At 60.0% G+C, this 15,493-nt stretch carries 11 protein-coding genes; 3 read left to right on the top strand and 8 right to left on the bottom strand.

Features of this window, described 5'->3' with window-relative positions:
- Window positions 1-27: 27 nt before the first annotated feature.
- Window positions 28-546, bottom strand: a complete 519-nt coding sequence (locus FTW19_RS00620) for a DUF2393 family protein (protein ID WP_147645777.1) — start codon at window positions 544-546, stop codon at window positions 28-30.
- A gap of 558 nt (window positions 547-1,104) precedes the next feature.
- On the bottom strand, window positions 1,105-1,866 hold the full coding sequence (locus FTW19_RS00615) for an ATP-binding protein (protein WP_147645776.1): 762 nt from the start codon (window positions 1,864-1,866) through the stop codon (window positions 1,105-1,107).
- A 355-nt stretch (window positions 1,867-2,221) separates the two neighbouring features.
- On the opposite strand from FTW19_RS00615, the gene rpmE reads away from it, so the two are divergent.
- Together rpmE and dusB are read left to right on the top strand one after the other, a co-directional pair.
- Window positions 2,222-2,443 (top strand): 50S ribosomal protein L31, encoded by a 222-nt coding sequence (gene rpmE, locus FTW19_RS00610; protein WP_147645775.1) that lies wholly within the window; start codon window positions 2,222-2,224, stop codon window positions 2,441-2,443.
- Between the two features lie 64 nt (window positions 2,444-2,507).
- Window positions 2,508-3,752 carry a tRNA dihydrouridine synthase DusB gene (gene dusB, locus FTW19_RS00605; RefSeq protein ID WP_147645774.1) on the top strand — a complete coding sequence of 415 codons (1,245 nt, stop codon included), beginning with the start codon at window positions 2,508-2,510 and terminating at the stop codon, window positions 3,750-3,752.
- A 145-nt stretch (window positions 3,753-3,897) separates the two neighbouring features.
- Here the strand turns inward: dusB and FTW19_RS00600 are convergent, their stop codons facing one another.
- From FTW19_RS00600 to tyrS, 5 genes are all read right to left on the bottom strand, one after another.
- Window positions 3,898-5,046: a hypothetical protein gene (locus FTW19_RS00600; protein WP_147645773.1), complete on the bottom strand. Its 1,149-nt coding sequence runs from the start codon at window positions 5,044-5,046 to the stop codon at window positions 3,898-3,900.
- Between the two features lie 441 nt (window positions 5,047-5,487).
- The gene (locus FTW19_RS00595) at window positions 5,488-7,047 is read right to left on the bottom strand and encodes a flavin monoamine oxidase family protein (RefSeq protein WP_147645772.1); all 1,560 of its coding nucleotides are present in this window, start codon (window positions 7,045-7,047) and stop codon (window positions 5,488-5,490) included.
- A gap of 134 nt (window positions 7,048-7,181) precedes the next feature.
- Window positions 7,182-9,848, bottom strand: a complete 2,667-nt coding sequence (locus FTW19_RS00590; protein WP_147645771.1) for a ribonuclease R family protein — start codon at window positions 9,846-9,848, stop codon at window positions 7,182-7,184.
- Between the two features lie 180 nt (window positions 9,849-10,028).
- A complete protein-coding gene (locus FTW19_RS00585) occupies window positions 10,029-10,859 on the bottom strand; it encodes a hypothetical protein (RefSeq protein WP_147645770.1) in 831 nt (276 codons plus the stop codon).
- A gap of 165 nt (window positions 10,860-11,024) precedes the next feature.
- The gene (tyrS, locus tag FTW19_RS00580; RefSeq protein ID WP_147645769.1) at window positions 11,025-12,260 is read right to left on the bottom strand and encodes a tyrosine--tRNA ligase; all 1,236 of its coding nucleotides are present in this window, start codon (window positions 12,258-12,260) and stop codon (window positions 11,025-11,027) included.
- A gap of 48 nt (window positions 12,261-12,308) precedes the next feature.
- Between tyrS and FTW19_RS00575 the strand changes: the two genes are divergently transcribed.
- Complete coding sequence (locus FTW19_RS00575; protein ID WP_147645768.1) at window positions 12,309-12,683, top strand: MmcQ/YjbR family DNA-binding protein; 375 nt, start codon at window positions 12,309-12,311, stop codon at window positions 12,681-12,683.
- 190 nt (window positions 12,684-12,873) lie between these two features.
- On the opposite strand, the gene FTW19_RS00570 is transcribed toward FTW19_RS00575, so the two are convergent.
- Window positions 12,874-15,324: a heavy metal translocating P-type ATPase gene (locus FTW19_RS00570; protein WP_147645767.1), complete on the bottom strand. Its 2,451-nt coding sequence runs from the start codon at window positions 15,322-15,324 to the stop codon at window positions 12,874-12,876.
- Window positions 15,325-15,493: the final 169 nt, after the last annotated feature.

The following is a 15,493-nucleotide window of genomic DNA, read 5'->3' as shown; positions in this document are numbered from 1 at the left end:
CCCTGTGCTGCAGTAAATTCACGGGGTTTACTTTGATTGCACACTCGTGATGTGCAACTCCGGCTGCTGCTGGTTCCAGCTTTGCGGCAATCCCTCGAAGATCAGCCGGAACTCTGCCGTTGCGCCGGGAGCGATGGGAGCTACCGAGATAGGTTGCGTGTCCACATAGGGAATCCGGGTGCGAATCAACATCAGGGGGACGGTCTGAAGTGAGACCGTCTGTCCATCGTCCGAGCGGAAGATCGTCTGCACGGTCACCCCGGTGATGGTTCGGGTGCCGGTGTTGGTGATCTTGCCATCGATATAGGTGGAGCGGCCGCCGGCGAAGGGCGAGGTCGCCTCAGACATTTCGATCCCGCTTAAGGGAAGGTTGGCAGCGTAGCTATCCAGCGGAGCCACCGTCGTCGGAGCCTGCACTTTGTGGTGGCCGAAGATGAGCATCAGGACAACGGCCAGCAGCACCACACCGCCACCGATCAGCAGCGGCGTACGCATTGAGCTGCGAGGTTCTGTGGGCGGAGGTGTGAACAGCGCGTCGTCGGCCATGGAAGAGATTGTAGGGCGTATCGATGAATTCCGACAGACCACAAGTCTGGGTTAGCGTGGGTACTCGGCGGTCGTCTCTTCACCAGCCTGGCTATCGCTGCGAAATGACAGCCCAGGCAGAGTCTAGAAGCATCGATTAGAGCATTTTTCCTGTTGCTGGGTATCCCGGGCGAGCGTACAGCGGCGTTTTCATTGAGGAAAACGCCCATAGATGCACAAGCCCTGACTACACCTACAGGAAAATGCTCTAGCTGTGTATGTCGGATGCGCCCAGGTACCTTCGGAAATTCTCACGAAATTTTTGCAAAGCGAGCGCATCTAAAGGAGGGAAGATTGCGTTCAAAGAGATATAGAGAGCGAACGTAGCTTTCCCCCATTTGCAGTTTTTTCAGGAGCGCAGAGATGCAGACCGAGACGACCCGCAGACAGCGAGTAGACGAGGCGATTTATCGCACCGTAGCTATCGCAGCTGCGGTATTGATTGTGATTGGAGTTCTGGTAGCTTAACCGCCTTGGTGTCCCGTAAGTTGGACACTTTTACGCACGCCCCGACAATTCTTACGCCAGTGTGGCCCGCTTGATCTTCTGGCGGAAGTCTTCGCCCTGCATCTCCACAATGACGCACATTTCCTGCAAGCGGCTGCGCATGCGTTCGCCGATGCGGTCGCCCAGGGTCTCGTCGCGCATCACGTTGCGTGGGGTGGGTGCCTCCACTCCGAGCGGAGCCTGATTGGCGTAGTTTGTCGTAATGATGGTGGTGCGCTTGTCGTTGTAGCGCGTGTTCAGGATGTGAGCCACGGTATCCCAGACCCAGTCAGTGGGTTTGGAGGCCCCGAGTTCGTCCAGCACCAGGATCTCGGCATCGAAGACCGGCTTCAGAATCTCCAGTTCCGTGGCCGAAACCTTCGGGTTGTAGCTATGCTGCACTTCCTTCAGCAGCTCACGGTAGTCGTAGAAAAGTCCGGTGGCTCCACGCTCCATGATGAGCGCCTGCAGAATGCCTACCGCCAGATGGGTTTTCCCTACACCGATCGCGCCGGTGATCAAAAGGCCGGAGCCGTCTGTCTCCAGCGGATACCCCTCAACGAACTTTTTCGCCGCAAGGTGAGCCTTGAGCAATGACCGGTGCGAGCTGGGAAAGCTGGTCTCGTAGTTGTCGAGGGTGCAGTGCTCGTAACGGCGGGGGATACGGGCACGTTCCAGATTCGCCAAAGCGCGGCGCTGCGTCTGGCAACCGCAGGCGGTGGCGTATTGTTCCCCGTCCGGCCGGGTGAGGATGCGGAGACCGGCTCCTTCGCAGATGGGGCAAACGACACTCATACCTATGAGATGAGTATGCTTGTCCGCAAGGCTTAGGAAAACCCCTATCGATCTAGGAAAACTTCCTGCTGGCCGATATCGCTTTTCCTTGTTATTTCGCGGCGAAGCGGAGAAATCTGCTTTTCTGTCCTAAAAGTTGACCTCCCGGAAACGTCCGCAGCCCTCACCCACTGCACCACCTATGGTGCAACCCCGGTTTTACCCGGGTTATACTTAACAGAGCGCCCGTAGTCGACAGGCACATCGATGTTGCGTGATCTTTGCCGCAGCAAGCGAACCGCCCCCGGGAGCTGGACAAAAACAAGCCGGTTTATAGCAATACAGCCCGGCAACACAAGAAAAGGATTTATTTTCAATGCCCAAGCAGGGAATTCACCCCAACTACACCGATATGAACGTAAAGTGCGCCTGCGGAAACACTTTTGTGACCCGCTCGACGCACAAGGGCGACCTGACGGTCGAAATCTGCGCCAACTGCCACCCCTTCTTCACCGGTAAGCAGAAGCTGATCGACACGGCCGGACGCGTTGAGCGCTTCCGCCGCAAGTTCGAGAAGTCTGGCGCCGCCGCCAAGTAACTACAAACGCATCAAGGCCGAGGCCCTTGCTACGGCGAGGGCCTTTGGTTTTTGCGCGGACAGTATGAAGAAGAACTGGGACAACCCGACCGAGTACGTCATGCCCGACAACGGGGTCGCCGTTCCTGCCGAGTTCACCATCGGCAAGGTCCGGGTGGCTCCGGGGACGGTGCTTGCCCCTATGGCTGGAGTAACCGATACGGTCTTCCGGCGCTTCATCCGCAATGCCAGCATGTTTACGCCGGACTCCTCCGGTGATGTGAACCAGACGGTCACCAACCAGCAGTCGGGCTGTGGCCTGATCATGACGGAGTTCACCTCCGCCGACGGTCTGGCCCGTATGCGCGAGACCAAGCGCAAGCGTTATCTCACCTACTACGAGGACGAACACCCGATCTCGGCGCAACTCTTCGGCTCCAACCCGGTCACGTTGGCCGAGTCCGCCCGCATCGTGGAAGATGCCGGCTTCGATATCGTCGACCTCAACCTGGGCTGCCCGGCTAAGCGGGTGACCTCCTGCAATGGCGGCAGCGGCCTGCTGCGCGATCTGCCGCTGATCGGTGAAATCTTCCAGGCGATCCGTTCCGCAGTTACCATCCCGTTTACGGTGAAGTTCCGTATGGGCTGGAACGACGCCAATATCGTGTGTGTTCCTCTAGCGAAGATGGCCGAAGATTGCGGTCTGAACGCCGTCGCGCTGCACGCCCGTACGCGCGAGCAGGGCTACAGCGGCCAGGCACGCTGGGAGTGGATTGCGCAGGTCAAGGACGCGGTGAAGATCCCTGTCATCGGCAATGGTGATATCCGCACGCCGGAAGATGCTGCTGCGATGGTGGCGGAGACCGGCTGCGATGCGGTGATGATCGGCCGCGCCGCTCCGGCGAATCCGTGGCTCTTCCGCCAGATTGCGCAGTACACCGCGACCGGCCGCTACGATCAGCCGACAGAGATGGATCGTTATCGCATGATCCGGACTTATTTCGAGATGCTGCTCGAAGAGATCGAGCAGGAGCATCCGGAGATTGAGTTCGCAACTCCTGGCCGTGCCGAGACCGACGAAGAAAAGCGCCGCAAGCGTGACCGCGAGTCGGCCCGCCGCGACGCCATCGGCAAGATGAAGCAGTTCGCAAGCTGGTTCACGCACGGCGTAGCCGGCGGAGCCGCACTGCGCAGGGCGATCTATGAGGCTAAGGTGGGCGAGGACGTGATGATCGCCGTTGAGGACTTCTTCGACGGCAAGATGAAGCCGGTTACGGAAGACGTCGCTGAAGAAGTATCCCTGGAAGCCCTCGGCGCCGGCTGCGACTAGTCTCTGAGTAACCCATACACCGGGTGCCCCGGGTCCCCTCAGGGACCTGGGTATTCGCGCAACGCGCGAACCGCTTTTCTTTGTCATCTGGAGAGAAGTGACGGCTCTGCTTTCCTCACCTCCAGTAGCAACGATTTGCATGGTTCTACGGCTGCTGATGTGCAATACGGCTCACCATCTGGTCGAGCATGCCGCCGGGGTCCAGAGCGGTACTGTCTGCAGCCTGCACGACACGAACGATGCCATGGCTGTCTGTGACGACAAAGAATGGAATCTCAGAGGTGAAAAAACTGCCCAGAGTCTCTGACGGCACCACAAATGTGGGTGTCCCCGCAAGCAGGGATGCCGGACTGTTATCGCCCGCAACCTTGATATCGAAATGGGGAAGATCCGGCTTTTGGCCTGGAAAAGGCGCAAGGCGCGGCGCGGCATCATTGCGTCCCGTGAGTGTCTTTCGCGACGCCGCTGTTTCTTGATCGGGAGCTACGGGAACATCACTGTCCTGAGCGAGAAGCACGAAGAAGCGGATCTCATCATGTCGTAACCTTTGCCATGCCGCTATTAATTGCGGACGAAGCGTGAGGCACTGGATACACCAGTCGGGGAAGACAAAGAACACCGTCGTTGCGCCGAGAGTGCCGACCACCGGATGCTTCCCCAGGTTCTTTACATCCAACAGCCATGTGCCGGTCTTGATCGCCGGCAGCCTGGTATCAAGCAGGCGGTAGCGGCTGCGCAGTTCAGAGACGACGCGCCCGTCCTTGGGTGGGAGCAAAGAAGGCAGGCTCGACTCCAGGGTGTCAAACTGCGTCTTTGCTGCACTGGTGTTGTGTTCCGCCTGCAGCATTGCGGGCAGCATGATCGCTTCTCGATACAGCTCTGAGGGCGCGACCTCCAGCGGTGTTCCATTGATCTCATCTTTGGTGTTCACATTGCGCAGCCTGGTGAGAAGCATTGGTTGACGATCCTGCTGCAAGGCGAGCGCCTTCTCCGGTTCGCTCCACCGCAGATAGTTGATCGTCGAACTCAAGGCCTCAGCCGTATACAGATCGTAGGGCAGAGTGCGCAACATCGTGCGGCTCGCGCGGGCGGCCTCCTCTGGTTTTCCCAGCCTGAGATCGGCCTGAACCTGCAGCCCAAGCCCAACCCCTCGGCCATGAACGTCTTCCTGATCGCTGGTTCCGCTCTGTTGCGATATCACTGCGAGATATCTCTCAGAGGCGCCGTATACGGACTCCCACATTTCGCCAAAGGCACAGAGACGGGCGTATGGAATCAGCTGACTCTTCTCCAACTGCGGCATCCTGATTGCGAGGCAGCTTTCTTTGGCCCGCTTGCGAGCCGCAGCCAGGGCTGAAAGCTCAATCTCTGACCAGTTTTGCGGAGCGTTTCTTACAATCTCAAATGGGCGAATCGCGTCTTCGTAGGCCGCTACAGGATCATCCTTCGCGAGAGCAGCTCCTTGTTCCTGCGCGCCGCTGGTCGAGTGCGTCGGAAGAAAAACAGAAAGGAGAAGTAGCAGGCTTTTGAAGCGTGACCTGCGTTTTTGCTTTAACAATTCGGGCTGAAGTGCGATCAGGTTCACAGCTAAGAAGAGTATTACGATTTATGTCGTACATCAACGACTATTATCGTATTTCGCATTGATTCCCTGGACGACCGCCAAAATGACGTGCTTCACCCTGTTCACCCGCGCCGGGCCACCTACTTTTGGGTAGCAGAATGAGACATCTTCTTAAACCTTCTCCGCAGCAATCCTTGCGATCGCGCGATGTCCTGACAACGCCGCACCCTCCTGCCATCCCACCAGATGCGACAGGTAATCACCCGCGAAGATCGTGCGACCTTCCGGTTTATCGAGCTGGCTATAGGCAGCTTCAGTCCCGTCGAGATGATTGTTAGCGAAGCAGCCAAGCGAATACGGAATGTTCTCCCAGCTCACATAGATGGGTTTTGTAAGCAGGGAAGACTTGCCCGGATGCAGCTTCTCCACCGCGGCACGGGAAGCATCGAGCTTGCCCTGGCGTGAGAGTGCACCGAAGGGCGTGAACTGGCGCGAGACATCATCGCGTTCGGCATTGAAGCCGCCAATAAGGATGCCGGTCTTCGAGAAGAGCTTGTCGGATGGGTACCAGACCAGGTCGACGGTCTGGCGGGGAAAACTGATGCCGCCGTAGATGCGGTTCTCCTTCTCCCAGAAACGCGGCGACTCCCACGCGATCTTGTAGTTGGTCGTCATGGGGATGCCGGTGAAGGCCTTCTGCGTCGCGGCAGTGAAGTTGTTCTTCGTCTTCGCCAGTACCGGGATCGGCATGGTGCAGACACACCAGTCGGCCATAATGGTCTGTGCCGCGCCCTTCTTCATATATGCCACGGTCACGGAGTTAGGCCCTGTGGTGATCTCGGTGACCGGCGCCTCGTAGACGATGATCTCGCCCAGAGCCTTAGCGAAGCCGTAGCCGATGCGGTCCATTCCGCCGACCGGCTGGAACATGGTCGCCTGCCAGTCGATCTGCTCTTCGTACAGAACTCCCTTGGAGAGATCGGCGGCGAGTAGCTCGCTGAGCTTGAGGGGATCATGCAGCTTCGCAACGGCAGGCCCGGCGCCGCGCGGTGCGACAAAGCCGGCGCGAGTTGTGCCGGTGTACTTGCTTTGCCCATTAAGGTCGCCGAAGCCGCGCAGGAAATAGTACATGCGCTCGGCATCGTCCTTCGTCAGCTCCTGGTCGAGTGCATGCCCGCTGATGGCCTTCGAGAGCAGCTCGGCGATGTAGCCGCGGGTGTCATGCACTACCTGCCGTTCTTCCACGGCCTTTCCGCCATTCAGCGAATCCGACTGCATCAGCGCAGAGCGGGAGAAGTTGATCTCTACCTCCAGCGGAACGTTCAGCTCCTGGCAGTAGTCGAGGATATGCGTGTGATGCGAGGGAATGCGTGCCGGGCCGGCGTTGAGATAGTGGCCTTCTTCCCAGCTACATTCCTGCTTCGTGCCATCCACGAACTCGACGGTCGTGCCGTTACGCACAGACCATGAACGACCACCGGGCCGATGACGGGCCTCCAGGACCGTAACCGTAAAGCCTGCCTTGCGAAGCTCGTAGGCCGTTACCAGGCCGGAGATACCCGCTCCGAGAACGACGACCTTCTTCCCTTTGCCGAAATCTGCAGGGAGTTCCGGGAGAGGAGAAGCGCCGGAAGCGGGCATCAGGCCGAGAAGATGCATTGTGGAATAAGCAGCGGAGTAGCCTCCGAGCTGCGCCATCCGCTGGATAAAGACACGACGGGTAGGGCTCATGGAATGGCCTCTTTCTTACGTCTGGACTGTAAAACGGAGAACGACTGAGCTCATTATCGGGCGCGGAGGGGCTCGTTACAAGAGGATGAATCCGCCATTCTTACGATGGCATCCATCGACAGAAACGATGATGTCTACCGCTTCTTACCGCGTTTCGCCTTCTTCTCCCGCTGAATCGACTTCTTCGAGCGCTTCTTCCCGGCACCTTTCGGCGGTTTATACGGATGGGCACCGGGTTTCGCTGGACGCTCTCCGTCCGCAGGCGCGAGTGGACCGCTCTCGTCTTCCAGAATGGCGAACTGCAGGCGGCGATTTACGCGGTCCACGCGATCGAGCAATACCCGCACCTTCTGCCCCATGGCATAGCAGCGCCCATTGCGGTCTCCGCAGATGCGGCGTGAGCTCTCATTGAAGTAATAGCGGTCGTCGCGCAACGAGTCGATCGGGACAAGGCCCTCCACAAAAAGACCGTCGAGCTCCACGAAGAGGCCGTACTTGGTGGCCGACAGGATCATCGCGTCGAAGTCTTCGCCGACACGGTCCTGCATGAACTTGATCTTCTTCCACTCGATCAGCTCACGCTCGGCATCTTCGGAGCCGCGTTCACGCTCGCTCGACTCCTGCGCGATGGCCGCCAATTCGCTGGCCATGATCGGACCTTCCAGGTCAGCCGCGTGCTTCGTGAAGCGGGGATTTGCCCACGGGGACGGCTTATCGCTCAGCACGGCGCCACCCATGGAATTGGCTCCGCTGTGAAGCAGGTCTTTCACGATGCGATGCACGATCAGATCCGGGTATCGACGAATGGGCGAGGTGAAGTGCGTATAGGTCGGCGAGGCCAGCGCGAAGTGGCCTTCATTCTGTTCGGAGTACGCTGCTTGTTTCAGCGAGCGCAGCATGAGGTAGGCGAGGATGCGCTCTTCGGGTTTGCCCGCAATGCGCTCGGTCAGCTTCTGGTACATGCGCGGCGTCACCGGAATCTCTTCGGTGACCTCGTGAGTCTTTGCGGCACGTCCACTGCCGCGTGCATCGCGCCGGTCACCGCGCGTCTGAACCTTGCGCACCGGCAGATTGCCGATACCGAGCGAGTAGCCGAAGCCGGCCGCCGTCTCTTCGAACTCGACAACGCGCCGCGCGTCAGGAGGTTCGTGAATGCGGTAGATGCCCGGCACGCCCTGTGACTCAATCCAGGTAGCCACACATTCATTGGCCGAGAGCATGAACTCTTCGATCAGGCGATGCGCCCAGATGCGTTCGGAGCGCACGATCCCCTGCATCTCTCCAGCCTCGTTGAACTGCACCACAGGTTCAGGAAGATCGAAGTCGATGGAGCCGCGGCGCACACGTTTGCGATTCAGCAGGCGCGAGAGTGTTTCCATACGCTTGAACTCGGGCAGCAGGTCGGCGAATTCGCGCAGAGCATTGGCGTCCTCATCGAGCACGCGCTGCACGTTGGTATACGTCATGCGCTGTGCGGAGCGGATGATGCCTTCCATCACCTGGTAGCGCAGCACCTCGCCGCGCTGGTCGATTTCCATGACGCAGGAGAGAACCAACCGATTCTCGTGCGGACGCAGCGAGCACATATCGCTGGAGAGCTCCTGCGGCAGCATCGGAATGGCGCGGTCAGGGAAATAGACGCTGGTGCCGCGCAGCCGCGCTTCCAGATCGAGTGCGCCTCCAGGCAGGACATACTCAGCGACGTCGGCGATGTGGACCTGCAACTCCCAGTTGCCGCTGGGCAGAAGGCGGGCGTGTACGGCGTCGTCAAAGTCCTTCGCGGTTTCGCCGTCGATGGTGACGATGGGGAAGCTGCGGAAGTCGATGCGGCCGCTCTCACCCGGGCGTGTTCCGAATCCATTCCACGGCGTCGATTCGAGCTCGTGGATGTACTCTCCGTTAAGCTCTGCCGCCTGCGCGCGTGCCTCTCCCAGGACGTTGTCAGGGAAGACGTGCGGCAGATGATGCTTGCGGATGATGATCTCGACGTCGACACCGAAGGCATCTTTGTCGCCCAGCACTTCGATGACGCGGCCGGTTGCCGGGCGAGCCGTCGTGGGGAAGTCGGTGATCTCGACATCGACGGCCATGCCTTCGAGGTTGCGCCAATCTTCCTCAAGCTGCGCGCGTGCCTCTTCACCCAGCACGCGATGCGGCGAGCCCTCCTTCTGCAGAGGGACCTCCAACCCGTCAGGGATAAGGATCGGCTGCGTCATGCGTTCATCGAGCGGTGTGACATAGTTGCCGCGCACCAGCGGAGAGTCATGCCGCTTCTGCGGACGGGCGTAGTGGAAGATGCCGACAATCGTCGGGTGTTTGCGGTTGAGTACGCGGGCGATGCGTCCGGAACGGCGGCCATCGCGCTGCGGTGGGCCAACCTCCACCAGCACCTGGTCACCCTGCATGGCTCCGTTGATCTCAGGCGGTGGGATGAAGATGTCGTCCTCGCCCGGCACGCGCACAAAGCCGAAGCCGTCACGATGCAGGTCGAGCTTCCCGGAGACGAGGTTGTCGCGATTGAACGATGCGGCCGTGGGATACCGGCCGCGCCTGGTGGAGGTCGCTCTGGCCTGCGTCCCACGGTCGTTTGGCTTCGGCACTGCCCACTGATCGTGATTGACCTTCTGCAGTGCGCCGCTGGCAGTCATGCGGGCAAGGTGTTCGAGTAGCAGACGGCGTTCGCGGCCTCCGCCGAGGCCGAGCTCGCGGATGAGTTGCTTGTAGCCTGCGCGTCCACCGGGAGAGCGTTCGATGAGCCGGAGGAGGTCGCGGTCGGTCTGGGGATAGTTTCGGCCTGCCATCGTCCCCTCAAGCATAACGGGCGCGGAGGTGACCGCGCCCTTTAGAGCATTTTCCCTGTTGCTGGGCATCCCGGAAGAGTAGTGCAGCGGCGTTTTCATCGCGGAAAACGCCCATAGATGCGGAAGCCCCACACTACACCTACAGGGAAAATGCTCTATCGAGCGAGCATGTATCTCTCGTTACCGCCGAGCAAGCGTCTCCGGTGGCTGTGACTTCAGTTCAGAGGCGGCCTGCTGCAGCGTCATGGCGTCGGGTGTGAGGCGGAAGCCGGACTTGACTTCATCTTCCTGCTCGGAGATGGACTTGAAGAGCAGCGCTTTCCCTTCGATGTGGACGTGGGTTTCGACAATAAGCCAGACGCCAGGCTTGACCTCGTGGCGTTCTACTGAGAAGGTGCCACCCTTCTTCATGCGGCCGAAGAGGCCCCATCCGAAGGTGACGTCGTTGGTGAGGGTGCCGTGCATCAGCTTCAGACGATGCTGTGCCTTATCCAGGACGATCTCGCCGGACATCGCGGCGAAGACACGGGCTTCCATCGAGGGTGGTGTGAAGTTCGGATTGGGTACAAAGGCGAGGGTGGTCGCCTCTGGACTCTCGGACTTTATCGACCAGTAGAAAGCATCCGGCATCATACGCAGCATCTCTTCGGCACGCTTGTCATCTTCGCGGCCGCTCTTGCGCTGCTTCTCCTGTTCGCTGGGGCTGGAGACGAACTCGGTGATCTTACGGTCTTCTGCAGCGAGTTCGGCCGGGGTTAAGGGGCGGCCATCGGTACGGATCTTCTTCTTTATCGCTCCGCTATCCGTCTCAATGACGTAGAAGAGCGCATCTTCGCCAGGCTTCTGATAGTGCGAGCGGTACTGCCACCGCGTATGGTCAGCGTGGTCGGCGTCGATCTCCGTCTGCATGACCTGGCGCGCCATGTTCTGGGCGGCGGGGTCCTGTTGTCCGAGAGCAGGAAGAGCAAAAATAATCAGGGCTGCAACAGCGGCAATCGATCGGGTACCCATCAGTACGGGTTCCTCCTTAGACTTGCTGACCCAGTTGGATGCATCTTTGTCGCGGGTGGTTTACGGGCCGCGCGCAAGCTATTGATTATATTGGGCTATCTCCGGAGAGGCAGGCAACCCGGGACCAGTCTAAAACAGGGCTCCCGGGTTGCGGAATAGTCAAAGTCAGGCGATCACTGCGAGCTTCGCGCGCTTTCCCAGGCGCACGGGGATACGGGCCGGCAATTCGGTGACCGTGAGGAAGGCATCCTTATGGACATTGCCGTCGATCCGCACTGCGCCCTCTGCCACCTTTCGCGTCGCTTCTCCTGCGGAAGCAGCGAGACCCAGAGCGACGAGAAGCTTCGCGACGCGCACGGTGGAGTCCGTGATGGCGAGCGTCTCCGAAGAGATCTGCACCTCCTCCAGGTCGTCGGCGATGGCCTTCTGCTGGAAGGTACGCGCCCAGTTCTCCTCGGCGTGCGCTGCTTCTGCTTCGGAATGGAATCCGGCCGTGATGGTGCGCGCGAGGTTCTTCTTTGCCTGCATGGGATGCAGCGCCCCTGAAGCGACATCGGTGCGCATCTGGTCGATGGCAGACTGCGGCAGGTCGGTGAGGAAGACCCAGTAACGCCACATCAGCTCGTCGGAGATGCTCATCAGCTTGCCGTACATCTCTCCCGGCGGCTCCTTGATGCCGATGGCGTTGCCGAGCGACTTCGACATCTTCTGCACGCCGTCGAGGCCCTCGAGGATGGGCGTCATCAGAATGATCTGCGGAGCCTGCCCGTGAGTGCGCTGCAGATCGCGGCCACGCATCAGGTTGAACTTCTGGTCGGTGCCGCCCAGCTCCACATCGCACTTCAGTGCGACCGAGTCGTAGCCCTGGGCCATCGGGTACAGCAGCTCATGGACGTGGATGGGCTGCTCTTCCTGAAAGCGCTTATGGAAGTCTTCGCGCTCCAGCATCTGCGAGACGGTGAACTGCGCCGTCAGCTTGATGATGCCGGCGTAGCCGAGCTGATCGAGCCACTCGGAGTTGTAGCGAACCTCGGTTTTTTCCGGGTCCAGAATCTTGAAAACCTGTTCCTTGTAGGTCTCGGCGTTGGCGTCGATCTCTTCGCGCGTGAGCGGCTTGCGTGTCTGGCTCTTGCCCGTGGGGTCGCCGATCAGGGCGGTCGAGTCGCCGATCAGGAAGATGACGGTATGGCCCAGAGTCTGAAAGTGCTTCAGCTTGCGCATCAGCACGGTGTGGCCAAGGTGCAGATCAGGCGCCGTGGGGTCGAAGCCGGCTTTGATGCGCATGGGGGTACCGGTCGCGATCGACTTCTCGATGCGTTTGGCCAGGTCCTCCAGCGGAATGATCTCCGCCGCGCCCTTGGTGATGAGGTCAAGCTGTTCCTGCAGTGATGGAAAGGTCATGATGTCGCACCTTCGAGTATAGAAGGCGGGCGTGGGATACTTGCGGGCATGGATGTCGAAGGTGTCCGCAAGTTCCTGCGCTCCCTGCCTCACGTCGCGGAGACCCGCCAATGGGGCGACAACCTCGTCTTCTGGGTAGGCGATAAGACCAAGGGCGGCAAGATGTTCGCCCTCATCAATCTGGATGACGAGTCACGCCTTGGGCGCCAGCCGGTGGTCTTCAGCTTCGCCGCCGATCCGGAGCGGTTTCACGAGCTGCTGGAGATCGAAGGCGTGATGCCGGCGCCCTACCTGGCGCGGGCGAAGTGGGTCGCCCTGGCCGGGTGGAATGTCTTCCGCAAGGCCGAGCTGGAAGACCTGCTGCGCCAGGCGCATACGCGCGTCTTCGACAAGCTGCCGAAGAAGGTAAAGGCGGCGCTCTGATCACCAGAATTCCGGGTGTCCATTTTGATTTGTCATTTCGTAGCTCTCGAAGAGAGCGGAGAAATCTGCTTCTCTACCCATGTCTTTTCGGCGGGGTTACAAGCAGATTTCTCCGCTTCGCTACGAAATGACAAATCAAAATCTTCCCCACAGAGAACAATGGCTTCTCTATTCCTCTGTCGATAAGCCCCTAGATCTTCGCAGCTCGTAACCGCAACGCATTCGCAATCACCGACACCGAACTGAAGCTCATCGCCGCGGCAGCAATCATCGGGCTCAGCACAATGCCGAAGAGGGGATATAGCGCTCCTGCAGCAACAGGTACGCCCAGGGCGTTGTAGATAAAGGCAAAGAACAGGTTCTGCCGGATGTTGCTCATGGTTGCTTCACTGAGCCGGTAGGCACGCAGAATGCCGTTAAGGTCGCCCTTCACCAGCGTGACGCCCGCGGTCTGCATGGCGACGTCGGTGCCGGTCCCCATCGCGATGCCCACATCCGCCTTTGCCAGGGCAACGGCATCATTCACGCCGTCGCCTGCCATGCCGACAACATGCCCCGCCTGCTGCAGTTTCTCAATCGCCTCGCGTTTGCCGGCGGGCAATACCTCGGCGATGACCTGGTCGATTCCGAGTTGCGAGGCCACAGCTTCTGCCGTCGCACGGCTGTCGCCGGTCAGCATCACAATCGCAAGCCCTTCGTTGTGCAGCTGGCGCAAGGCCTCGCGCGCTGTGGCTTTGATCGGATCGGCGACAGCGAGAGTGCCAAGCAGCGCGTTGTCCTGCGCCAGGAAGACGACCGTCTGGCCTTCACAGCGCAGCTTGTCAGCTTCTGTGGAGGACGTATCGATTCCCAGTTCCTGCATCAGGGCGTTGTTACCGAGTGCGATGGTGGCATTGTCGATATGTCCGCGAACGCCCTTGCCGGTGATCGAGGAGAAGTTCCTGACCGGCAGCAGTCCAAGGCCGCGTTCCTTGGCGGCAGCAACAATCGCAGCAGCCAGCGGATGTTCGCTGGCGTTCTCCAGGCTGGCCGCCAGCCGCAGCAGACGAGCTTCCTCTATGCCATAGGACTTGATTGCGGTGACGCGAGGTTTGCCCTCGGTGAGCGTGCCGGTCTTGTCGAGAACGAGAGTATCGACCTTGCGCAGCGTCTCGATGGCTTCAGCGTTGCGGAAGAGCACACCGATGTGTGCAGCCTTGCCGCTGGCAACCATGATGGACATCGGCGTTGCCAGTCCCAAGGCGCAGGGGCAGGCGATCATCACGACGGCGACGGCGGAGATGAGTGCGTGAGCCAACCGCGGCTGCGGTCCCATGAGAGCCCACGCAACGGCTGCGAGTGCAGCCGCGAGGATAACAGCAGGAACAAAGTAGCCCGCAACCTGGTCGGCAAGACGCTGAATCGGCGCTCGGCTGCGCTGTGCCTCGGCGACCATCTGCACAATCTGGGAAAGCAGACTCTCGCGACCGACGCGCTCGGCTCGCAGCACCAGCGTTCCCGTACCGTTGATCGTCGCTCCGGTCACCCGGTCACCTGCATGCTTCTCTACCGGTATGGGTTCGCCGGTCATCATCGACTCGTCGACTGAGCTTGCACCTTCCGTCACCACGCCGTCAGCGGGAATCTTTTCGCCGGGGCGAACGCGGAGAAGATCGCCGGGGTGAACCAGGTCGAGTGGGACATCCTCTTCTGTTCCATCTGCCTTGATGCGATGCGCGGATTTCGCTGCGAGGCCAAGCAGGCTGCGGATTGCCTCTCCGGTGCGTGCGCGTGCCTTCAGCTCAAGTACCTGACCCAGCAGTACGAGGACCACGATGACAGAGGCGGCCTCAAAGTACACCGGAGCCTCCCCCATCTCATCGCGGAAGGCAGCAGGGAAGAGGTCTGGGAAGAACAGCGCGGCCACACTGTAGCCATAGGCAGCAGCGACCCCAAGGCCGATGAGCGTAAACATATTCAGGTTGCGTGTGCGGACGGACTGCACGGCCCGCTCGAAGAAGGGCCAGCCTCCCCACAGCACCACCGGCGTGCTGAGCGCCATCTCCAGCCAGTGAAGTGTGCTCCCGCCGAAAAGATGTTCAGCACGCATGCCGCTCATGGCGGCAACAAAGACCGGCACCGTGAGGATGGCGCAGATCCAGAAGCGGCGGCGCATGTCGGTGAGTTCGGGGTTTTCCTGCTCCGCAACTTCGACCGTCCGCGGTTCTAACGCCATACCGCACTTGGGGCAGTTACCAGGATGGTCGCTGATCACCTCCGGATGCATCGGGCAGGTGTATTCGATGCGTGTGAGAGCGACGGGCACTGCAGGCTCAAGCGCCATGCCGCATTTTGGGCAACTGCCAGGTCCCTTCTGGCTGACCTCGGGGTCCATGGGGCAGATGTATTCCGCCGAGGCCTCAGCAGCGGTCGGAGGAGCCGCTGGCTTTGGGTTCAGATACTTCTCAGGATCGGTCTTGAACTTTGCGGCGCAGCTTGAGCAGCAGAAGTAATAGGTCTTGCCCTGGTATTCGGCCTTCGCAGGAGCGGTGGCCGGGTTCACCATCATGCCGCAGACGGGATCTTTCTGCGGCTGACTGACGATGTTGAAAGGGGACGACTTCGCGCCCTGTTGACTGCTGCCGTGGTGTTCATGCTCCATCGCCATCTCCTCGATTATGCGACGTTCCGCCGCATGGGGTGATGCAAGGGAGAACGGGCGACCGAGCGCGGCATTACACCTGAGAGTCGTGATCGGGGCAGTAAGCAAGCCGTAGCTTTCAGCATTTTTCCTGTTGCTGGGTATCCCGGAAGAGAAGTGCAGCGGCGTT

Source organism: Terriglobus albidus (genome assembly GCF_008000815.1).
Lineage (GTDB): Bacteria > Acidobacteriota > Terriglobia > Terriglobales > Acidobacteriaceae > Terriglobus > Terriglobus albidus_A.
Note: the sequence above shows the minus strand (reverse complement) of the source record. Positions and strands in the feature narration are given on the sequence as shown.